Annotated in this window: 18 protein-coding genes, 1 tRNA gene and 2 other RNA genes; 12 read left to right on the top strand and 9 right to left on the bottom strand. The window is 49.3% G+C overall.

Translation table 11 applies throughout. The annotated features are described in order from the left end of the window. Positions 1-119 precede the first annotated feature (119 nt). The 5 genes from OGW16_RS18280 to OGW16_RS18260 all read right to left on the bottom strand — a co-directional run bounded on the left by OGW16_RS18280 (position 120) and on the right by OGW16_RS18260 (position 2,069). A non-coding RNA gene (locus OGW16_RS18280) (RtT sRNA) lies at positions 120-250 on the bottom strand. Positions 251-293: 43 nt separating this feature from the next. Further along, positions 294-378: transfer RNA gene (locus OGW16_RS18275), tRNA-Tyr, on the bottom strand. A 28-nt stretch (positions 379-406) separates the two neighbouring features. Then, a non-coding RNA gene (locus OGW16_RS18270) (RtT sRNA) lies at positions 407-548 on the bottom strand. Between the two features lie 167 nt (positions 549-715). Further along, a complete protein-coding gene (purU, locus tag OGW16_RS18265) occupies positions 716-1,558 on the bottom strand; it encodes a formyltetrahydrofolate deformylase (protein WP_006684274.1) in 843 nt (280 codons plus the stop codon). Between the two features lie 55 nt (positions 1,559-1,613). Then, positions 1,614-2,069, bottom strand: a complete 456-nt coding sequence (locus tag OGW16_RS18260) for a YchJ family protein (protein ID WP_043016127.1) — start codon at positions 2,067-2,069, stop codon at positions 1,614-1,616. Between the two features lie 111 nt (positions 2,070-2,180). Here OGW16_RS18260 and rssA point away from each other — a divergent pair, with 111 nt between their 5' ends. From rssA to galU, 3 genes are all read left to right on the top strand, one after another. Next, positions 2,181-3,092 carry a patatin-like phospholipase RssA gene (rssA, locus tag OGW16_RS18255; protein ID WP_043016128.1) on the top strand — a complete coding sequence of 304 codons (912 nt, stop codon included), beginning with the start codon at positions 2,181-2,183 and terminating at the stop codon, positions 3,090-3,092. Between the two features lie 91 nt (positions 3,093-3,183). After that, positions 3,184-4,197, top strand: coding sequence for a two-component system response regulator RssB (gene rssB / locus OGW16_RS18250; RefSeq protein ID WP_043016129.1), 1,014 nt, complete (start codon positions 3,184-3,186; stop codon positions 4,195-4,197). A gap of 203 nt (positions 4,198-4,400) precedes the next feature. Beyond that, the gene (gene galU, locus OGW16_RS18245) at positions 4,401-5,309 is read left to right on the top strand and encodes a UTP--glucose-1-phosphate uridylyltransferase GalU (RefSeq protein WP_016153274.1); all 909 of its coding nucleotides are present in this window, start codon (positions 4,401-4,403) and stop codon (positions 5,307-5,309) included. 137 nt (positions 5,310-5,446) lie between these two features. On the opposite strand, the gene hns is transcribed toward galU, so the two are convergent. Beyond that, the gene (gene hns / locus OGW16_RS18240; RefSeq protein ID WP_003020723.1) at positions 5,447-5,860 is read right to left on the bottom strand and encodes a histone-like nucleoid-structuring protein H-NS; all 414 of its coding nucleotides are present in this window, start codon (positions 5,858-5,860) and stop codon (positions 5,447-5,449) included. A 622-nt stretch (positions 5,861-6,482) separates the two neighbouring features. Between hns and tdk the strand changes: the two genes are divergently transcribed. Continuing rightward, the gene (tdk, locus tag OGW16_RS18235) at positions 6,483-7,100 is read left to right on the top strand and encodes a thymidine kinase (protein ID WP_043016130.1); all 618 of its coding nucleotides are present in this window, start codon (positions 6,483-6,485) and stop codon (positions 7,098-7,100) included. Positions 7,101-7,325: 225 nt separating this feature from the next. Here tdk and adhE read toward each other — a convergent pair whose 3' ends face one another. Then, a complete protein-coding gene (adhE, locus tag OGW16_RS18230; protein WP_043016131.1) occupies positions 7,326-10,004 on the bottom strand; it encodes a bifunctional acetaldehyde-CoA/alcohol dehydrogenase in 2,679 nt (892 codons plus the stop codon). Between the two features lie 487 nt (positions 10,005-10,491). Here adhE and ychE point away from each other — a divergent pair, with 487 nt between their 5' ends. From ychE to OGW16_RS18195, 7 genes are all read left to right on the top strand, one after another. Continuing rightward, positions 10,492-11,139, top strand: a complete 648-nt coding sequence (ychE, locus tag OGW16_RS18225) for an NAAT family transporter YchE (protein WP_047413468.1) — start codon at positions 10,492-10,494, stop codon at positions 11,137-11,139. Positions 11,140-11,912: 773 nt separating this feature from the next. Continuing rightward, positions 11,913-13,544 carry an oligopeptide ABC transporter substrate-binding protein OppA gene (gene oppA, locus OGW16_RS18220; protein WP_043016132.1) on the top strand — a complete coding sequence of 544 codons (1,632 nt, stop codon included), beginning with the start codon at positions 11,913-11,915 and terminating at the stop codon, positions 13,542-13,544. A 121-nt stretch (positions 13,545-13,665) separates the two neighbouring features. After that, positions 13,666-14,586, top strand: a complete 921-nt coding sequence (gene oppB, locus OGW16_RS18215) for an oligopeptide ABC transporter permease OppB (RefSeq protein ID WP_003020708.1) — start codon at positions 13,666-13,668, stop codon at positions 14,584-14,586. A 14-nt stretch (positions 14,587-14,600) separates the two neighbouring features. After that, positions 14,601-15,509, top strand: coding sequence for an oligopeptide ABC transporter permease OppC (gene oppC / locus OGW16_RS18210; protein ID WP_003020701.1), 909 nt, complete (start codon positions 14,601-14,603; stop codon positions 15,507-15,509). An 11-nt stretch (positions 15,510-15,520) separates the two neighbouring features. Then, positions 15,521-16,534: a murein tripeptide/oligopeptide ABC transporter ATP-binding protein OppD gene (gene oppD / locus OGW16_RS18205; protein WP_043016133.1), complete on the top strand. Its 1,014-nt coding sequence runs from the start codon at positions 15,521-15,523 to the stop codon at positions 16,532-16,534. Then, positions 16,531-17,535 (top strand): murein tripeptide/oligopeptide ABC transporter ATP-binding protein OppF, encoded by a 1,005-nt coding sequence (oppF, locus tag OGW16_RS18200; RefSeq protein WP_003020696.1) that lies wholly within the window; start codon positions 16,531-16,533, stop codon positions 17,533-17,535. The genes oppD and oppF overlap by 4 nt, the downstream gene beginning before the upstream one ends. Positions 17,536-17,581: 46 nt before the next feature. Next, on the top strand, positions 17,582-18,418 hold the full coding sequence (locus tag OGW16_RS18195; RefSeq protein ID WP_043016134.1) for an ion transporter: 837 nt from the start codon (positions 17,582-17,584) through the stop codon (positions 18,416-18,418). A gap of 37 nt (positions 18,419-18,455) precedes the next feature. Here OGW16_RS18195 and OGW16_RS18190 read toward each other — a convergent pair whose 3' ends face one another. Then, complete coding sequence (locus tag OGW16_RS18190) at positions 18,456-18,785, bottom strand: HI1450 family dsDNA-mimic protein (RefSeq protein ID WP_043016135.1); 330 nt, start codon at positions 18,783-18,785, stop codon at positions 18,456-18,458. Positions 18,786-18,819: 34 nt separating this feature from the next. Beyond that, on the bottom strand, positions 18,820-20,280 hold the full coding sequence (gene cls, locus OGW16_RS18185; RefSeq protein ID WP_003020687.1) for a cardiolipin synthase: 1,461 nt from the start codon (positions 20,278-20,280) through the stop codon (positions 18,820-18,822). Between the two features lie 142 nt (positions 20,281-20,422). Between cls and OGW16_RS18180 the strand changes: the two genes are divergently transcribed. Beyond that, entirely contained in the window at positions 20,423-20,596 is a 174-nt protein-coding gene (locus tag OGW16_RS18180) for a YciY family protein (protein WP_003020684.1), read from the top strand. Positions 20,597-20,833: the final 237 nt, after the last annotated feature.

Genomic DNA, 20,833 nt, shown 5'->3' with positions numbered 1-20,833 from the left:
ACGTTAACACCTTATCCGGCCTACACAGGTGTCAGTGAGCTTTGTAGGTCTGATAAGCGCAGCGCATCAGGCAAATTAGGGCATTGCAGATGAATGAGGTGTGTTGCTTTAGGAAGTGATGGTGGTGGGGGAAGGATTACTCAGCGCTGCGCGCTTAGCCCTTCGGGTCGTTGCCTTTGGCAACGCTTTCTCGCTACGCTCGAATCGAACCTTAGTCGAAGTTTCTCATCCTTCCCGCATGGGCAGAATATAGGGCATCGCAGATGAATGAGGTGTGTTGCTTTATGAAGTGATGGTGGTGGGGGAAGGATTCGAACCTTCGAAGTCGATGACGGCAGATTTACAGTCTGCTCCCTTTGGCCGCTCGGGAACCCCACCACAGGGTAAATTCATTATGCTGCTTGCATTCTATAGTGAGAAGGATTATTCGGAGCTAAAGCTCCTCACCCTTCGGGCCGTTGCCTGCGGCAACGTTCTCTCACTATCGCTCGAGTCGAACCTTGAAGTCGTTGACGGCAGATTTGCAGTCAGCTCCCTTATGATCGCTCGGGAACCCCACCAGGGGTAATGCTAGTTACTGGCCTACTTCCGTTGGAAGCGGGGCGCATCATATCAAATGATGCGCCCCTGTAAAGTATTCCGTTGATAAAAAAGAACTGGTTGCCTGATTTTTACGCGTAAAGATGTAAAGGTAACCAATTAAATTATCAATCGATTACAGAATAATCGTTCGGTTGCCGTAAACAAACACGCGTTGAGCCAGCACTTGATACAGTGCGCGGCTTAATACATTTTTCTCAACGTCACGACCCGCACGCATCATGTCTTCTGCGGTGTAGGTGTGATCAACGTGAATCACGTCCTGCATAATGATTGGACCTTCATCGAGGTTATCATTCACGTAGTGAGCCGTTGCGCCGATGATCTTCACACCGCGCTCATAAGCCTGATGGTAAGGACGAGCACCAATAAACGCCGGCAGGAATGAATGGTGGATATTGATAATCTTATTCGGGAAGCGTGAAACAAACGTTGGCGTCAAAACGCGCATGTATTTTGCCAGCACGACATAGTCTGGTTGGTGCGCGTCGATAGCGTCGGCCATTTTCTGGTCGTGTTCGTCACGCGTTAAACCTTCGTGGCTGACCAGCTCAAACGGAATATCAAACCGTTCAACCAAAGGGCGCAGCGTTTCGTGGTTGCCGATAACTGCCGCGATTTCAACATCCAGACCGCCATAATTGGCCTTCATTAACAGGTCGCCCAGACAATGTGCTTCCTTGGTGACCAAAATGACGATACGGCGGCGTCCTGCTGGCGTTAATTCACGAATGGAGCCATCGGGTAGGGCACTATCCAGATCGGCAAGCAGCGTGACGTCGTTAAAAATACCCTCCAGTTCGGTACGCATAAAAAAGCGCCCGGTACGGTGGTCCACGAACTCATTGTTTTGCACGATGTTCAGTTCATGCTTGTAACAGATATTCGTAATGCGTGCGATCAGACCTTTTTGGTCGGGGCAAATAGTACGCAGCACTTTTCGTTGTAATGAATGCATTTGCAGCGGTGATCCTGTTGAGAATGTTTGCAAAATTGATACTGTCGGGCGTTGATTAGCCGCAGCACTTTTTAAATTTTTTACCGGAGCCACAAGGGCAGGTATCGTTTCGTCCAATTTGAGGGCGTGTACCGTCTATATAGTACCACTGACCGTTTTCTTTTAAAAAACGAGAGCGCTCGATAATTGCGCCTGTTTTACCTTGTTCAGAAAACCGTGCAACAAAGCTGACATAGCCGACATTATCTGTGTCTGCCGTGTCTTGTTCAAAAACGTTCAGCCCGAGCCATTCGGTGTGGGCAAATCCTGCGATAATGTCGTCGCGAAACGCGGCGGCATGACAGTCCGGATGCCAGGTTCTGATAAGGTAATCTGCGTCTTTCATCACAAAAGCGCAGTAACGAGAACGCATGAGATGTGACGGCGTAGGTGCTACTTGCGCGCCGGACACATAACGGTAGCAACATAGGCTATACTCGACAGCGCTACCACAGGGACAAAGCTGAGACACAAAGTACTCCCTGGAATAAAAAAACGGCGTAAAAACGCCAGAGTGGCACTATGTTAACTGAGCGGTAGCGATGTTGCTACGTCTGCAAGCCAGGGGAAGTTTGTACGTACAATGAGAAAAATAAAAATTGGGCTGGCGCTAGGTTCCGGCGCGGCGCGAGGTTGGTCGCATATTGGCGTTATTAAAGCCCTAAAGCATATGGGCATTGATGTTGATATCGTGGCAGGGTGCTCCATTGGTTCGCTGGTTGGTGCAGCCTACGCATGCAATAAGTTACCTGCTCTAGAACAGTGGGTTTGTTCTTTCAGCTATTGGGACGTTTTACGTCTGATGGACCTCTCGTGGCGCAGGGGCGGTTTACTGCGTGGTGAACGGGTTTTTAATCAGTACCGTAATGTCATGCCGGTAGAAGCGATTGAGCAATGCACCCGACGTTTCGCCACAGTGGCAACTAATCTGAGTACGGGGCGGGAGCTATGGTTCACCGAAGGTGATTTGCACCTGGCTGTCCGGGCCTCATGCAGTATTCCTGGTTTGATGTCTCCCGTGGCGCATAATGGTTACTGGCTGGTCGATGGCGCGGTGGTGAATCCCGTTCCTGTGTCTCTAACCCGTGCGCTGGGCGCCGACATTGTTATTGCCGTTGATCTGCAACACGATGCGCATCTCATGCAGCAAGATTTACTCTCCTTCAACGTCAGCAGTGATACCGAAACGGGTGAGGATGCTGACGAACTCTCATGGCGTGCCCGCCTGAAAGAGCGCTTGAGCAATATAACGGCCAGGCGTACGGTGACCGCGCCGACGGCGATGGAGATCATGACGACGTCTATTCAGGTTCTGGAAAACCGTCTGAAACGTAACCGTATGGCCGGTGACCCGCCAGATATCCTGATTCAGCCGTTCTGTCCGCAAATATCCACGCTGGATTTTCACCGTGCCAGCGCAGCAATTGCTGCCGGACAACTGGCGGTCGAGAAGAAAATGGATGAGCTTCTACCCCTGGTGAAAACCAACGTCTAACGCATTTTTTTATTAACACTTAAGCAAATTCTGACAGGCGTGAGTAGCAATAGCATGCCACTATTTACTAAAGCCAGTCAGGGGGGAGAATATGACGCAGCCATTGGTCGGAAAACAGATTCTTATCGTTGAGGATGAGCCGGTATTTCGCTCACTCATGGACTCATGGTTTTCCTCTTTGGGAGCGACAACGGCGGTAGCTGGCGACGGACTTGAAGCACTGGATTTACTCGGGCATTTTAAACCCGACCTGATGATCTGCGACCTGGCTATGCCACGCATGAATGGTCTCAAGCTGGTGGAGTATCTGCGTAATCGTGGCGATCAGACCCCAATCCTGGTGATATCAGCGACGGAAAATATGTCCGACATAGCCAAAGCGCTACGATTGGGTGTCGATGACGTCCTGTTAAAGCCGGTGAAAGATCTTAATCGCCTGCGAGAAACGGTTTTTGCCTGCCTGTATCCCAATATGTTTAATTCACGCGTGGAAGAAGAAGAGCGGCTATTTCGCGACTGGGATGCGATGGTTGGTGATCCTGCTGCTGCAGCGAAGCTGTTGCAAGAATTACAGCCTCCGGTGTCGCAAGTGATTTCGCAATGTCGGATCAACTATCGCCAGCTGGTGGCCGCCGATCAGCCGGGGCTGGTACTGGATATTGCGCCGCTATCGGACCATGACCTTGCGTTTTATTGTCTGGATGTGACGCGGGCAGGGGATAATGGCGTTCTGGCGGCATTATTACTGCGTGCGCTATTTAACGGTTTGCTGCAGGAACAACTGGCGCATCAAAACCAACGATTGCCAGAGCTGGGTGCGTTATTGAAACAGGTAAACCATTTATTGCGTCAGGCTAATTTGCCCGGACAATTTCCTCTGCTGGTTGGCTATTACCACAGCGGATTAAAAAACCTGATTTTGGTATCAGCGGGGCTGAATGCGACATTAAATACAGGTTCCCACAATGTACAAATCAGCAATGGCGTTCCGTTGGGAACCTTAGGGAATGCATATCTTAATCAACTGAGCCAACGTTGCGAGTCCTGGCAGTGCCAAATTTGGGGGGCTGGGGGTCGCCTGCGCCTGATGTTGTCTGCGGAATGAACAACCGATAGGAGTGGGAATGAAATTGGCTCACCCCTCTCATGTTGTGAGTGCTACTATCAGCGCAGATTTATTCGTATTTATCTTAATTATACCGATGCGCGTCCTTTTCAGACCAGAAGCTTGTCGCGGTACTGATATACTTGGATGCGATACAGATTGATGAACACGTTCAATACATGAACAGTCCAGGAGAGTTTTAAATGGCTGCCCTTAATTCAAAAGTCAAAAAGGCCGTTATCCCGGTTGCGGGATTAGGAACCAGGATGTTACCGGCTACGAAAGCAATCCCGAAAGAGATGCTACCGTTGGTTGATAAGCCATTAATTCAGTACGTCGTAAACGAATGTATTGCTGCGGGCATCACTGAAATTGTACTTGTAACTCACTCGTCTAAAAATTCTATTGAAAACCACTTCGATACCAGTTTTGAACTTGAAGCTATGCTGGAGAAACGTGTAAAACGCCAGCTTCTGGAAGAAGTGCAATCTATTTGTCCGCCGCATGTCACTATTATGCAGGTGCGTCAGGGGCTGGCCAAAGGTCTGGGCCACGCGGTATTGTGCGCGCACCCGGTTGTTGGTGATGAGCCGGTTGCCGTTATCCTGCCGGACGTGATTCTCGACGAATACGAATCTGATTTATCACGCGACAACCTTGCCGAAATGATTCATCGTTTTGATGAAACAGGCAGCAGCCAGATTATGGTTGAGCCGGTAGAAGATGTTACCGCTTATGGTGTTGTTGATTGTAAAGGCGTGGAATTAGCGCCAGGCGAAAGCGTACCGATGGTTGGCGTTGTTGAAAAACCGAAAGCGAATGTTGCGCCATCTAATCTGGCCGTGGTGGGACGCTACGTCCTTAGTGCGGATATCTGGCCTCTGCTGGCAAAAACGCCTCCGGGAGCGGGTGACGAAATTCAGCTGACCGATGCTATCGATATGCTGATTGAAAAAGAAACGGTTGAAGCTTATCACATGAAGGGCAAAAGCCATGACTGTGGTAATAAGCTGGGCTATATGCAGGCGTTCGTTGAATATGGTATTCGCCATAATACTCTCGGCGCTGAATTTAAAGCCTGGCTGGAAGATGAGATGGGTATTAAGAAGTAACCTCCTGGTATTATCAGGTCTGAACGGTGCTGCTAATCCAGCACCGTTTTTTTATACCTAATCCGGGTAGGGACTGTGTGAAGTACAGGTAAAAAAAATCCCGCCAGTGGCGGGATTTTAAGCAAACTATTTCTGAATTATTCCTTGATCAGGAAATCATCCAGTTGTTTACCTTGTTCTTCCATCGCTTTTTTGATCACAGCCGGTGTACGACCCTGGCCAGTCCAGGTTTTAGTTTCACCGTTTTCGTCAACGTAGCTATATTTAGCCGGACGTGCAGCGCGTTTAGCTTTGGTGCCAGATTTAACAGCAGCCATGCTATTCAGCAGTTCGTTCGGATCAATGCCGTCAGCGATCAGCATTTCACGATATTGTTGCAGTTTACGAGTACGTTCTTCAACTTCAGCAGCTGCAGCGCTTTCTTCTTCACGGCGCTCGCTAACAACAACTTCTAATTTTTCCAGCATTTCTTCAAGCGTTTCCAGAGTACATTCTCTTGCCTGCGCACGAAGAGTACGGATGTTGTTCAGAATTTTAAGTGCTTCGCTCATTGTAGTAATCTCAAACTTATATTGGGGGTGGTTTGTTGAGCTAATAATAGAGCGATAAATTCAGTTGTGCAATAGCCAGGAATGTAAGGAATTCAAAATTGCGCTTTATTTAGTATCAGAATTAATTCATCTGTCTTAAATTCACCACGATGTTGGGCATAAAAAAGGCTTATTGGTGAGGGGGCTTCTCCGCGGCTGAGAGTAAAAATTCAAGATTCAGGTCACATTTTATGGTGTACAAATAGTATCTCTTTGCAGTGATTTCAACCTTTTGTATTAGTTTTGCTTACATGAATTCACTAATACATGGTGACAGTGGGTAGATTCAATAACAATAAGGAAAGGGTTTCTTTATTGCCGCAAGAAGATAAGTGGCATGGATAAATTTCATGAGCACTATTTGTGAAAGAGTGTGTATATACCCGTCCAGTTTCAGGCTGCCTGAGCTATGTCTGAGTGTACTCACGCTCCCTTGTAGCTTAAAGGGTCGGTTATTTAGGCGTCACTGAGCGAGTATGCACGTGCATTTATACGCCTTTGCGGACAACGCTACACCGACACTTTCGTGAAATATGCTACAATCCCGCCCATATTTATTTCCCCGGGTGAGGGCCTACGCTCAATGGCACAGCTATATTTTTACTATTCTGCAATGAATGCCGGTAAGTCGACTGCATTGCTGCAATCTTCGTACAATTATCAGGAACGTGGGATGCGTGCCGTTGTATATACAGCGGAAATTGATGACCGCTTTGGCGCTGGAAAAGTAAGTTCACGTATAGGTCTGTCGTCACCTGCAAAATTGTTTAACCAAAATTCATCATTGTTCGAAGAGATTCGCGCTGAGAATGAACAGCAAAGAATTCACTGCGTACTGGTGGATGAGTCGCAGTTTCTGACTCGACAGCAGGTTTATGAATTATCTGAAGTGGTCGATCGGCTGGATATTCCCGTGCTGTGCTATGGGTTGCGCACAGATTTCCGCGGTGAGTTATTTGGCGGTAGCGAATACCTGCTGGCATGGTCAGATAAACTGGTTGAATTAAAAACCATTTGTTTCTGTGGGCGTAAGGCCAGCATGGTGTTACGACTTGATCAGTCTGGAAGACCTTATAATGAGGGCGAGCAGGTGGTGATCGGTGGGAATGAACGCTATGTATCTGTATGTCGTAAGCATTATAAACAGGCACAGTCTGAGGGTTCTCTGACGGCGATACAAGAACGGCATTGCCACGACTAACTCTACGCGCTTCTGGGCGCTTATTAGCACAGGGTAGGCTTACGACCATTCGCTAATGTTCGCTACCCTGTCAGGCTCTCTCCTGACGATATTCTCATATCCTCCTGGTCACACTTCTCTACATGTCGCTGAATGGGTCATACGCCGATTCTAAAAAAGCAAGACGTAAAAAAAACGGTCCCATCAGGGACCGTTTATGGTGAAACTAAAACTTATCTGGACGAATTAAGCGGATTTCTTCGCTTTCTTCTCAGCTTTCGGTGCTGCTACTGCTTCAGTCTTAGCGGCGGCCTGGCCTTCGCTGTATTCGCGACCGTAGTAGGTATCCAGCAGGATCTGTTTCAGTTCAGCAATCAGCGGATAACGTGGGTTAGCACCAGTACACTGGTCATCAAACGCATCTTCAGACAGTTTGTCCACGTGTGCCAGGAAGTCAGCTTCCTGAACGCCAGCTTCACGGATAGACTTAGGAATACCCAGTTCAGCTTTGATTTCTTCCAGCCAGGCCAGCAGTTTCTGGATTTTTGCAGCAGTACGGTCACCCGGTGCGCTCAGACCCAGATGGTCTGCGATTTCAGCGTAGCGACGACGAGCCTGCGGACGGTCGTACTGGCTGAATGCAGTCTGTTTAGTCGGGTTGTCGTTGGCGTTATAACGAATAACGTTGCTGATCAGCAGGGCGTTCGCCAGACCGTGAGGAATGTGGAACTGAGAACCCAGCTTGTGCGCCATTGAGTGACATACACCCAGGAAGGCGTTAGCAAACGCGATACCGGCGATGGTTGCTGCACTGTGTACACGCTCACGCGCTACCGGGTTTTTAGAACCTTCATGGTAAGACGCTGGCAGGTTTTCTTTCAGCAGTTTCAGCGCTTGCAGAGCCTGACCGTCAGAGAACTCAGAAGCCAGTACGGAAACGTAAGCTTCCAGAGCGTGAGTTACTGCATCCAGACCACCGAACGCACACAGTGACTTCGGCATATCCATAACCAGGTTGGCGTCAACAATCGCCATATCCGGAGTCAGCGCATAGTCAGCCAGCGGATATTTCTGACCCGTTGCATCGTCAGTAACGACCGCAAACGGAGTTACTTCAGAGCCGGTACCGGAAGTGGTGGTGACGGCAACCATCTTCGCTTTCACGCCCATTTTCGGGAACTTGTAGATACGTTTACGGATGTCCATAAAGCGCAGCGCCAGTTCTTCGAAGTGGGTTTCTGGATGTTCGTACATAACCCACATGATTTTCGCGGCGTCCATCGGGGAACCACCACCCAGCGCGATGATCACGTCTGGTTTGAAGGAGTTAGCCAGCTCAGCACCTTTACGTACAACGCTCAGAGTTGGGTCAGCTTCAACTTCAAAGAACACTTCGGTTTCAACGCCAGCAGCTTTCAGAACAGAAGTGATCTGGTCAGCGTAGCCATTGTTAAACAGGAAGCGGTCGGTCACGATCAGCGCACGTTTGTGACCATCGGTAATCACTTCATCCAGTGCGATTGGCAGAGAGCCACGACGGAAGTAGATAGATTTCGGAAGTTTGTGCCACAACATGTTTTCAGCTCGCTTAGCAACGGTTTTCTTGTTGATCAGGTGCTTAGGACCAACGTTTTCAGAGATGGAGTTACCACCCCAGGAACCACAACCCAGAGTCAGGGAAGGCGCGAGTTTGAAGTTGTACAGGTCACCGATACCACCCTGAGATGCTGGGGTGTTAATCAGGATACGTGCGGTTTTCATCATCTGACCGAAGTAAGCAACACGTTCTGGCTGATTGTCCTGGTCGGTGTACAGGCAAGAGGTATGACCGATACCGCCCATCGCAACCAGTTTTTCAGCTTTAATAACGGCGTCTTCGAAATCTTTCGCACGGTACATTGCCAGCGTTGGAGACAGTTTCTCGTGAGCAAACGGTTCGCTTTCGTCAACAACTTTAACTTCACCAATCAGAATCTTAGTGGTTTCTGGTACGGAGAAGCCCGCCAGTTCAGCAATTTTGTATGCCGGCTGACCAACGATAGCCGCGTTCAGCGCGCCATTCTTCAGGATAACGTCCTGGACTGCTTTCAGCTCTTTGCCTTGCAGCATGTAGCCGCCGTGAGTCGCGAAACGCTCACGCACTGCGTCGTAGACGGAGTCAACAACGACAACAGACTGTTCAGAGGCACAAATTACGCCGTTATCGAAGGTTTTAGACATCAGAACAGATGCAACAGCACGTTTGATATCAGCGGTTTCGTCGATAACAACCGGGGTGTTACCTGCGCCTACGCCGATTGCCGGTTTACCAGAGCTGTATGCTGCTTTAACCATGCCTGGGCCACCTGTCGCAAGGATCAGGTTGATATCCGGGTGGTGCATCAGCGCGTTAGACAGTTCTACGGAAGGTTGATCGATCCAGCCGATCAGATCTTTCGGTGCGCCAGCAGCGATGGCTGCCTGCAGAACGATGTCAGCTGCTTTGTTGGTTGCATCTTTAGCACGTGGGTGCGGAGAGAAGATGATGGCGTTACGCGTCTTCAGGCTGATCAGAGATTTGAAGATTGCAGTAGAAGTCGGGTTGGTGGTTGGAACGATACCGCAAATGATACCGATCGGTTCAGCAATGGTAATGGTACCGAAAGTGTCGTCTTCAGACAGCACGCCACAGGTTTTTTCGTCTTTATATGCGTTATAAATGTATTCGGAAGCGAAGTGGTTTTTAATCACTTTATCTTCGACGATGCCCATGCCAGATTCGGCAACGGCCATTTTCGCGAGAGGGATTCGAGCGTCTGCGGCAGCCAGAGCGGCGGCACGGAAGATTTTGTCAACCTGTTCTTGAGTGAAACTGGCATATTCACGCTGGGCTTTTTTTACGCGCTCTACAAGTGCGTTAAGTTCAGCGACATTAGTAACAGCCATAATGCTCTCCTGATAATGTTAAACTTTTTTAGTAAATCATCTGCTCGATACGAGAGTATAGACAGACCGACGAAAATTTGTGTAACGTTTTGAAAATCAAACGGTTAATTAACGTCCACTTTACCTTGATTTACTAAAAGAGCTTATGCACTAGCGCCAGTTAACTCTAACGCGTTATCTCCAGGTGGCGTAAGCAAGATTACTCACTTCTGAGTAGTAATTGCGTGATCTGGATCAAGATTTAGCAAAGCTGACACCTTTCAGCAGGCCCTTTTAGCGTTTATCGGTAAGTGTTAACAAATTGATGGGGTGAATGCTAATTACATTAGCATATTCAATACATATTAATAACACTAACTATTGGTAGCGTATTTACGTAGATATACGCAGATAGGAGGTGAAGTATGCTGACAAAAGGCGTATCTTCAGCGCGGATTTTATCAATTTTTATGACTCATTTTATCCGGCTAACGCTTCGGAGCTAACCGTGACCCAAACGCTATTTGATTTTCCTGTCTATTTTAAATTTTTCATTGGGTTATTTGCATTGGTCAACCCGGTAGGGATCATCCCTGTCTTTATCAGTATGACCAGCTATCAAACGGCTGCTGCGCGAAACAAAACCAACCTCACTGCAAACCTGTCAGTTGCTATCATCCTGTGGACTTCACTGTTCCTTGGCGACGGTATTTTGCAACTCTTCGGTATCTCGATCGATTCGTTCAGGATTGCCGGCGGCATTCTGGTAGTGACTATCGCGATGTCGATGATTAGCGGAAAACTTGGCGAAGATAAGCAAAATAAACAGGAAAAATCAGAAACAGCAATTCGTGAAAGTATTGGTGTAGTGCCACTGGCGTTGCCGCTGATGGCGGGGCCTGGGGCGATAAGCTCAACTATCGTTTGGGGTACGCGCTATCACAGTGCGATTAACCTGTTTGGATTTTTCGTCGCGATTGCGTTGTTTGCCCTGTGCTGTTGGGGGCTGTTTCGCATGGCGCCATGGCTGGTACGACTGTTAGGCCAGACCGGCATCAACGTCATTACGCGTATTATGGGGTTGTTGTTGATGGCTCTGGGGATCGAATTCATCGTGACTGGAATCAAGTCCATTTTCCCCGGTTTGCTTGCCTGATATCCCTCTGCGGGATAAACGGAGCCGCTTGCGGCTCCGTTTCCTTTCATTATTAGTAAAACTTCTCACTAAAGTTGAAAATCAGCATAGTAATAATAAAAAATGCTGATGGTTATTCATTTGTTTATTCATTGATTTTATGAATGTAACACTCATCCGTCCGCCAGAGAGAGTCTGATATCGCTGTTATTTAATTAACATCATACTCTGGGGCTTGCTGAAGGATTATCGAAATGTTATTAGTTATTTCAGCGTTTTTTTCAGTTGAATGTGCTAATTAATAACCAATTGTTAAATTTATGTGCATTTTGGCATGATGTTGACTCCGGACAGGGTAGTTAACACCGTGCTTGATGTAGTGCATTGATTTTTATAGATTTATTATAACAGGCCTTCATTCGTAAGACTTTCTTAGTGAGATTTATTTCCAATAAAAGAGAATTGGTTAACAAATTTGTAAAATGTATTGGCGGTTAAGAAACGCATTTGATACTTTCCGGCCAGGTATTATGCAGAAGAATTCACGTTGATGAGAATCATTTGCAGTTAGTTTCTCTCAACAGGGTAATAGCGTGTTTCCGGCAGGGGGAGGCACGTAGATAATCGACGTAAGGCGGTCATACGAATCGCCAGAATAAATAAAGTCGGTGATAGCAAGCAGTAAAACAAAAAACGACCTGACGGCAGAAAATCTCCGATGCCGTACAGTGATCCTGACAGGATTAACAGTCTGGTTAAAAAACCAGCCATAATAATGAGGGAGTACAAACACAATGACTAACATCACCAAAAAAAGTTTAGTAGCTGCGGGGATCTTAACTGCGCTAGTCGCTGGAAATGTTGCCACGGCGGCAGTTGTGCCAGCGGGAGTACAGCTTGCTGAAAAGCAGACTCTGGTGCGTAATAATGGTTCGGAAGTTCAGTCGCTCGATCCGCATAAAATCGAAGGTGTACCTGAATCCAACATTAGCCGCGATCTGTTTGAAGGTTTATTAATCAGTGATGTCGATGGCAAACCATCGCCTGGCGTGGCTGAGAAATGGGAAAATAAAGATTTTAAAGTCTGGACATTCCATCTGCGTAAAGATGCTAAGTGGTCTGACGGCACGCCTGTCACCGCGCAAGATTTCGTGTATAGCTGGCAACGACTGGCTAACCCAAATACCGCGTCACCGTACGCCAGTTATTTGCAGTACGGTCACATCGTCAATATTGATGATATTATCGCCGGCAAAAAGCCGGTCACCGATCTCGGTGTTAAAGCTCTTGATGACCATACCTTTGAAGTCACTCTGAGCGAGCCTGTTCCTTATTTCTACAAACTGCTTGTGCACTCATCTGTTTCACCGGTTCCTAAAGCAGCGGTTGAAAAATACGGTGAGAAATGGACCCAGCCCGCTAATATCGTCACCAATGGCGCATACAAACTGAAAGATTGGGTGGTCAACGAGCGCATTGTACTTGAACGTAATGCCAATTACTGGGACAACGCTAAAACGGTGATTAACCAGGTGACCTACCTGCCAATTGCTTCTGAAGTGACTGACGTTAACCGCTATCGCAGCGGCGAAATCGACATGACCTATAACAACATGCCGATCGAGTTATTCCAGAAACTGAAAAAAGAAATCCCGAACGAAGTTCACGTTGACCCGTATCTGTGCACCTATTATTACGAAATCAACAACCAGAAAGCACCGTTCAACGATGTTCGTGTTCGTACCGCTCTGAAGCTGGCGATGGATCGCGACATCATCGTCAACAAAGTGAAAAACCAGGGCGACCTGCCTGCCTATAGCTTTACCCCTCCTTACACCGATGGCGCGAAACTGGTTGAGCCAGAGTGGTTCAAATGGTCACAGGAAAAACGCAACGAAGAAGCGAAAAAACTGCTGGCTGAAGCCGGTTATACCGCTGAAAAACCGTTGACCTTTGACCTGCTGTATAATACCTCAGACCTGCACAAGAAGCTGGCTATCGCCGCGGCATCTATCTGGAAGAAAAATCTGGGCGCCAACGTGAAGCTGGAAAATCAGGAGTGGAAAACATTCCTCGATACGCGCCATCAGGGTAACTATGATGTTTCGCGTGCTGGTTGGTGTGCGGATTACAACGAACCAACCTCCTTCCTGAACATGGTGCTTTCCGACAGCTCTAACAACACCGTCCATTATAAGAGCCCGGCGTTTGATAAGCTGATTGCGGATACGCTGAAAGTGACCGACGAAGCACAGCGTAGCGAACTGTATTCAAAAGCAGAGCAGCAGTTGGATAAAGATTCTGCGATTGTACCGGTTTATTACTATGTGAACGCCCGCCTGGTGAAACCATGGGTTGGCGGATACTCCGGTAAAGACCCGATGGATAATATCCACGTTAAAGACTTGTATATTATCAAGCATTAATGGCAAGACGTGGGGCGATCAAGGTTGCCCCACAGTGTCTTTTTCTTCGAACTATAAATACCTCTTTACCTGAACGTCGGGGCAAAAGGGGTATAAAGGCACACGCCAGAAGGTACGGGCAATGTTAAAATTCATATTACGTCGCTGTCTGGAAGCGATTCCGACGCTATTTATTCTTATTACAATTTCATTCTTTATGATGCGCCTTGCGCCGGGAAGCCCATTTACCGGAGAACGCGCGTTACCGCCAGAGGTACTGGCAAATATTGAAGCGAAATATCATCTTAACGATCCTATCTCGACGCAGTACTTCAGCTATCTGAAGCAGCTGGCACATGGCGATTTTGGGCCATCCTTTAAATATAAAGACTATACGGTAAACGACCTCGTTGCCTCGAGCTTTCCGGTTTCTGCGAAGCTTGGCGCTGCCGCCTTTATTCTGGCCGTCCTCGTGGGCGTTAGCGCCGGGGTGATAGCCGCGCTGAAGCAAAATACGCGCTGGGATTACACGGTGATGGGGGTGGCAATGACCGGGGTCGTTATCCCCAGTTTCGTGGTCGCTCCCTTATTGGTCATGATATTTGCCATAACCTTGAAATGGCTACCCGGCGGGGGCTGGAACGGCGGGGCGCTGAAATTTATGATCCTGCCGATGGTGGCCTTGTCACTGGCCTATATCGCCAGTATCGCCCGTATTACTCGCGGCTCGATGATTGAAGTACTGCACTCTAACTTTATTCGTACCGCACGCGCTAAAGGGCTGCCGATGCGGCGGATTATTTTCCGCCATGCGTTAAAACCTGCGCTGTTGCCCGTGCTGTCCTATATGGGGCCAGCATTTGTCGGCATTATCACCGGTTCGATGGTTATTGAAACCATCTATGGTTTGCCGGGCATTGGCCAACTGTTCGTCAATGGCGCGTTAAACCGCGACTATTCGCTGGTTCTGAGCCTGACCATTCTGGTGGGTACGCTGACCATCGTGTTTAACGCGATTGTCGATGTGCTGTATGCCGTTATCGACCCGAAAATTCGTTACTGATACTGGAGCTCGCTATGATGTTAAGTAAGAAAAACAGCGAAGCGCTGGAGAATTTCAGTGAAAAGCTGGAGGTCGAAGGCCGCAGCCTGTGGCAAGACGCGCGTCGACGCTTTATGCATAACCGCGCGGCGGTAGCAAGCCTGGTGGTGCTGGTGATCATTGCGTTGTTTGTGACGCTGGCGCCGATGCTGTCGCAGTTTACCTACTTCGATACCGACTGGGGCATGATGTCCAGCGCGCCGGATACGGAGTCCGGACACTATTTCGGCACCGACTCGTCGGGTCGTGACCTGCTGGTTCGTGTGGCGATTGGCGGGCGTATCTCGCTGATGGTCGGCATTGCCGCGGCGCTGGTGGCGGTAGTCGTTGGTACGCTGTACGGCTCTCTGTCGGGCTATCTCGGCGGTAAAATCGACTCGGTGATGATGCGTCTGCTGGAAATCCTCAACTCCTTCCCTTTCATGTTCTTTGTGATCCTGCTGGTTACCTTCTTTGGACAAAATATCCTGCTGATTTTTGTTGCTATCGGAATGGTCTCCTGGCTCGATATGGCGCGTATCGTGCGTGGACAAACGCTGAGTCTCAAGCGCAAAGAGTTCATTGAAGCAGCACAAGTGGGTGGAGTGTCTACCGTACGCATCGTTATCCGTCATATTGTGCCGAACGTGCTGGGCGTAGTGGTGGTATACGCTTCATTGCTGGTGCCGAGCATGATTCTGTTTGAATCCTTCCTGAGCTTTTTGGGATTAGGTACGCAAGAACCGTTAAGTAGTTGGGGCGCGCTGCTCAGTGATGGTGCCAACTCGATGGAAGTCTCACCATGGCTGCTGCTGTTCCCGGCAGGTTTCCTGGTGGTCACTTTGTTCTGTTTTAACTTTATTGGCGATGGCCTGCGTGATGCCCTCGACCCGAAAGACCGTTAAGGAGTGCAGCCATGAGCGTAATTGAAACCTCTACCGCGCCGCTCGCGCAACAACAGGCTAACGCACTGCTGAACGTAAAAGATCTGCGCGTGACGTTTGCCACCCCCGATGGCGATGTTACCGCAGTAAACGATTTAAATTTTTCTCTGCGAGCCGGAGAAACGTTGGGTATTGTCGGTGAGTCCGGTTCGGGCAAATCGCAAACGGCGTTTGCTCTGATGGGCCTGCTGGCCGCAAATGGCCGTATCGGGGGTTCTGCAACCTTCAATGGGCGTGAAATTCTGAACTTACCGGAACGTGAGCTGAACAAACTGCGCGCCGAGCAAATCTCGATGATTTTCCAGGACCCGATGACTTCTCTCAATCCGTACATGCGGGTCGGCGAGCAGTTGATGGAAGTTCTGATGCTGCATAAAGGCATGAGCAAAGCGGAAGCTTTTGAAGAGTCTGTCAGAATGCTGGATGCGGTGAAAATGCCGGAAGCGCGTAAGCGCATGAAAATGTATCCGCATGAATTCTCCGGCGGCATGCGTCAGCGCGTAATGATCGCCATGGCGCTATTGTGCAGGCCTAAATTACTGATAGCCGATGAGCCGACCACCGCACTCGATGTGACGGTACAGGCGCAAATCATGACGCTGCTGAATGAACTGAAAAGTGAATTCAACACCGCGATTATCATGATCACCCACGACCTGGGGGTTGTTGCCGGTATTTGCGATAAAGTTCTGGTGATGTACGCCGGACGTACTATGGAATACGGTAGCGCGCGGGATGTCTTTTATAAACCCGTTCATCCGTATTCAATTGGTTTGCTGAATGCCGTACCTCGTCTGGATGCCGAAGGGGAAGAGATGCTGACTATCCCTGGCAACCCTCCGAACCTGCTGCGCCTGCCAAAAGGCTGTCCATTCCAACCGCGTTGCCCGCATGCGATGGACATCTGTAGCAGCGCTCCGCCACTGGAGGAATTTAGTCCGGGCCGTCTGCGCGCCTGCTTTAAACCGGTGGAGGAACTGGTATGAATGCGGTCACCGAACAACGAAAAGTGCTCCTGGAGATTGCCGATCTTAAAGTCCATTTCGACATTAAAGATGGCAAACAGTGGTTCTGGCAACCGTCTAAAACCCTGAAGGCGGTTGATGGCGTAACCCTACGGCTGTATGAAGGTGAAACCCTGGGCGTGGTAGGCGAATCAGGCTGCGGAAAATCGACCTTTGCCCGTGCGATCATTGGCCTGGTGAAAGCCACTGATGGAAAGGTCGCCTGGCTGGGTAAAGATTTACTGGGCATGAAACCCGATGAGTGGCGCGAGGTGCGCAGCGATATCCAGATGATTTTCCAGGATCCGCTGGCATCGTTAAACCCGCGTATGACCATTGGCGAAATCATTGCCGAACCGCTGCGGACTTATCATCCAAACCTGCCGGGTCAGGAAGTCCGCGACCGTGTGAAGGCGATGATGATGAAGGTTGGATTACTGCCCAACCTGATTAACCGCTACCCGCATGAGTTTTCTGGTGGTCAGTGTCAGCGTATTGGTATTGCCCGTGCGTTGATCCTCGAACCGAAGCTGATTATTTGCGATGAACCCGTTTCGGCGCTGGACGTATCCATTCAGGCCCAGGTGGTGAACCTGCTGCAACAGCTTCAACGTGAAATGGGATTATCGTTAATCTTTATTGCCCACGACCTGGCGGTGGTTAAACACATCTCCGACCGCGTGCTGGTTATGTATCTCGGCCATGCCGTGGAATTGGGGACCTATGACGAGGTGTACCATAACCCGCTGCATCCATATACCAAAGCGCTGATGTCTGCGGTGCCGATCCCCGATCCGGATCAGGAAAGGAACAAGGTTATCCAGTTGCTGGAAGGCGAATTACCGTCGCCGATAAACCCTCCTTCCGGCTGCGTGTTCCGTACGCGCTGCCCGATTGCCGGACCGGAATGCGCAAAAACGCGTCCGGTTCTCGAAGGAAGTTTCCGACACGCCGTTTCCTGCCTGAAAGTAGACCCGCTATAATCGTGAGGGCTGACAAAGGTCAGCCCTTATTTTTGGTGAGGTATCTGTGCCAGGTTTAGTCTCTTCCGTCCGCCGCGCGCTCTATCGCAAGTTATTCGATTTAAACACCCGTTCCGGGCGTCGCTTTGAAGGTCTGTGCGCGCTGTTCGCCTTGCTCAGCGTTATTGTTATCTTCATTGAGTCCGGAGTAGGGACGCAATACCATTTAACTTACGATGAGTGGCATATTTTTGTCTGGCTGGAGATCTTTATCACTCTGGTCTTTACTCTCGAATATCTTCTGCGCTTATGCTGCTGGGCCAACCCTGCTAAATATGTGTTTAGCTTCTGGGGGATAATCGACCTGGCCACTATTCTGCCACTGTATGTGATGTGGCTATGGCCTGAAATAAGTCTGAGTTATGTCTTCGCCTGGCGGGCGATGCGCGTCCTGCGCGTCCTGCGCATTCTCAAGTTGCTGCGCTTTATGCCTTCCCTGCGTGTGTTCTGGAATGCGTTAAAAAGCGCCCGGCATCAGTTGATGCTGTTCTATTCTTTTATTGCCATTCTGATGGTGGTTTTTGGCGCGATGATGTATCTGATAGAAGGGCCAAAATATGGCTTTACTACGCTGAATGCGTCGGTGTATTGGGCCATTGTAACGGTCACTACCGTCGGCTATGGCGATATCACTCCTCACACACCGTTGGGACGTATGGTCGCGTCTGTGCTTATCCTGATTGGTTACTCGGTGATTGCGATACCGACGGGATTGATTACCACACACATGAGCAGTGCTTTCCAGCATCGACAGAATGAACGTAAATGTCCCCAGTGCCAGCAGGCGCAGCACGAACATAGCGCGCAGTTTTGTAACCGCTGCGGAAGTAAACTACCGGGCTAAAAATGAAAAAAGCTGCGAGAGCAGCTTTTTTGTTAGATTATTCACGCCAGAGAATATGGCAGAGTTTGTGATCTTTTTCGCGACATAATAAAACGCGCGCAAAAATATCGTTAATCTCGCCATCTTCTGTATCTGCCAGACCAATCACCACTTCGGCAAAGAAATCAGGGTTCAGGTCAAAATCAACATGCTCCTGCCAGTCTTCTGCCGGATCGAATAACTCGGCACCGCCGCGCTCTTCAAACTGCAAATTGAACAGAATGATATCTGCCGGATCGAGGTTGTCCACAGCCAGTTCGAGAAAAATATCGTAAGCCTGCTCAAGCGTTTCGTCTTCAGTCAGACGATTGTTCAAATCCATATCCATAATGACTACCTGTTTACTGTCTGATGGGCACGTTTTACAGCAACGGGCTAAAGAAGTAAAACAGTCGCTCGGCGATCCGCTGCCAGAGAGGTCGTTTTACCCACAAACGGGCATCAAGCAGGCGGGAACGCGAAATATAATCATCCTGCACGGCGGCGAGATCGCCGCCGAATCCGGCATCGTCAATGACCAGCGTGATTTCAAAATTGAGCCACAGACTGCGCATATCCAGGTTAACGGTACCGACCAGGCTCAGCTCGCCATCAACCAGTACGCTCTTGGTGTGCAACAGGCCGCCTTCGAACTGATAGATTTTGACGCCTGCCGCCAGCAGTTCAGTGAAAAAGGCCCGGCTTGCCCAGCCAACCAACAGGGAATCATTCTTACGCGGAAGAATGATACTGACGTCGACCCCACGCTGCGCCGCCGTACAGATGGCGTGCAGCAAATCGTCGCTGGGAACAAAGTAGGGCGTGGTCATAATTAAATATTCACGTGCTGAATAAGCAGCAGTCAATAACGCCTGATGAATCAAATCTTCAGGGAAACCAGGACCCGAGGCGATAGTGTGAATGGTGTGGCCGCTGGCCTGCTCAAACGGCATGATATTGACGTCCGGCGGCGGGGGTAAAATGCGCTTTCCGGTCTCAATTTCCCAGTCGCAGGAATAGACGATGCCCATAGCGGTGGCTACCGGACCTTCCATTCTTGCCATCAAATCAACCCATTGCCCAACGCCTGCATCTTGTTTGAAGAAGCGCGGATCGACCATGTTCATGCTGCCGGTATACGCAATGTAGTTGTCGATCATGATCATTTTGCGGTGCTGGCGCAGGTCCATCCGGCGTAAAAACACACGCATCAGGTTCACTTTCAGCGCTTCAACAACCTCGATCCCTGCGTTACGCATCATCGCCGCCCATGGGCTACGGAAGAACGCCACGCTGCCCGCCGAGTCCAGCATCAGGCGGCAGTGAATCCCGCGTCTGGCGGCGGCCATTAATGATTCGGCGACCTGATCGGCCATACCGCCCGGCTGCCAGATGTAGAACACCATCTCTATGTTGTGGCGCGCGAGTTGAATATCACGGATTAATGCCTGCATCACGTCATCTGAACTGGTGAGCAGCTGCAGCTGATTTCCCTTAACGCCGGCAATTCCTTGACGCCGCTCGCACAGTTTAAATAAGGATGAGGCGACGCTGCTGTTTTCCTGCGCAAAAATATGCTTACAGGCTTTAAGGTCGTTCAGCCACTTGGCCGTTGACGGCCACATTGCCCGGGCACGCTCCGCGCGACGTTTACCCAGGTGGAGCTCACCGAAGGACAGATAAGCAATGATCCCTACCAATGGCAGAATATAGATGATCAAAAGCCAGGCCATTGCGGAGGGCACTGCGCGTCGTTTCATTAGAATGCGTAATGTTACGCCAGCAATGAGTACCCAGTAACCCAGAATGACCAGCCAACTCACCACGGTGTAGAAGGTTGTCATAAATTTAAAAATCCTTTTGAAAGCGTATTGTTAAGAGTTTACGCATCAGGATTAATCTGGCAAATAAAAACACGGGAAAACCGCTGGTCTGCATTCGGTGTGGCGTTATAATGGCCACTCAGTGACTGAAAGAGTAGTAAACATGAAGCGTAGTAGAACGGAAGTGGGACGCTGGCGGATGCTGCGTCAGGCTAGCCGCCGTAAAGCACGTTGGCTTGAAGGACAATCGCGTCGTAATATGCGTATCCACACTATCAGAAAGTGCATTCTCAACCATCAACGCAACTCGTTGCTGTTTGCGATCCACAGTATCTGATCTAAAAGGGCACCGCTGGCGGTGCCCAATGTCTGCTTTTCGTTCTGTTTTTAAAAAACCTTTTTGTATTGTCATTCGGCTTATTTCGAAGAATTCCGCGTAAAAACGTTCTGTTACGCTAAAGCCTTCTATTACCTGCCTTCCGGTCATCTAATCATCACACTTTGAGTACAAGTGTTACATTGCGGGTAGCTTAGAGCAACGAGTTTTGTGTACACTTTTGTGTACTCAAAAGCC

This window comes from Citrobacter sp. Ce104 (genome assembly GCF_030334595.1).
Classification (GTDB): domain Bacteria; phylum Pseudomonadota; class Gammaproteobacteria; order Enterobacterales; family Enterobacteriaceae; genus Citrobacter; species Citrobacter europaeus.
Note: the sequence above shows the minus strand (reverse complement) of the source record. Positions and strands in the feature narration are given on the sequence as shown.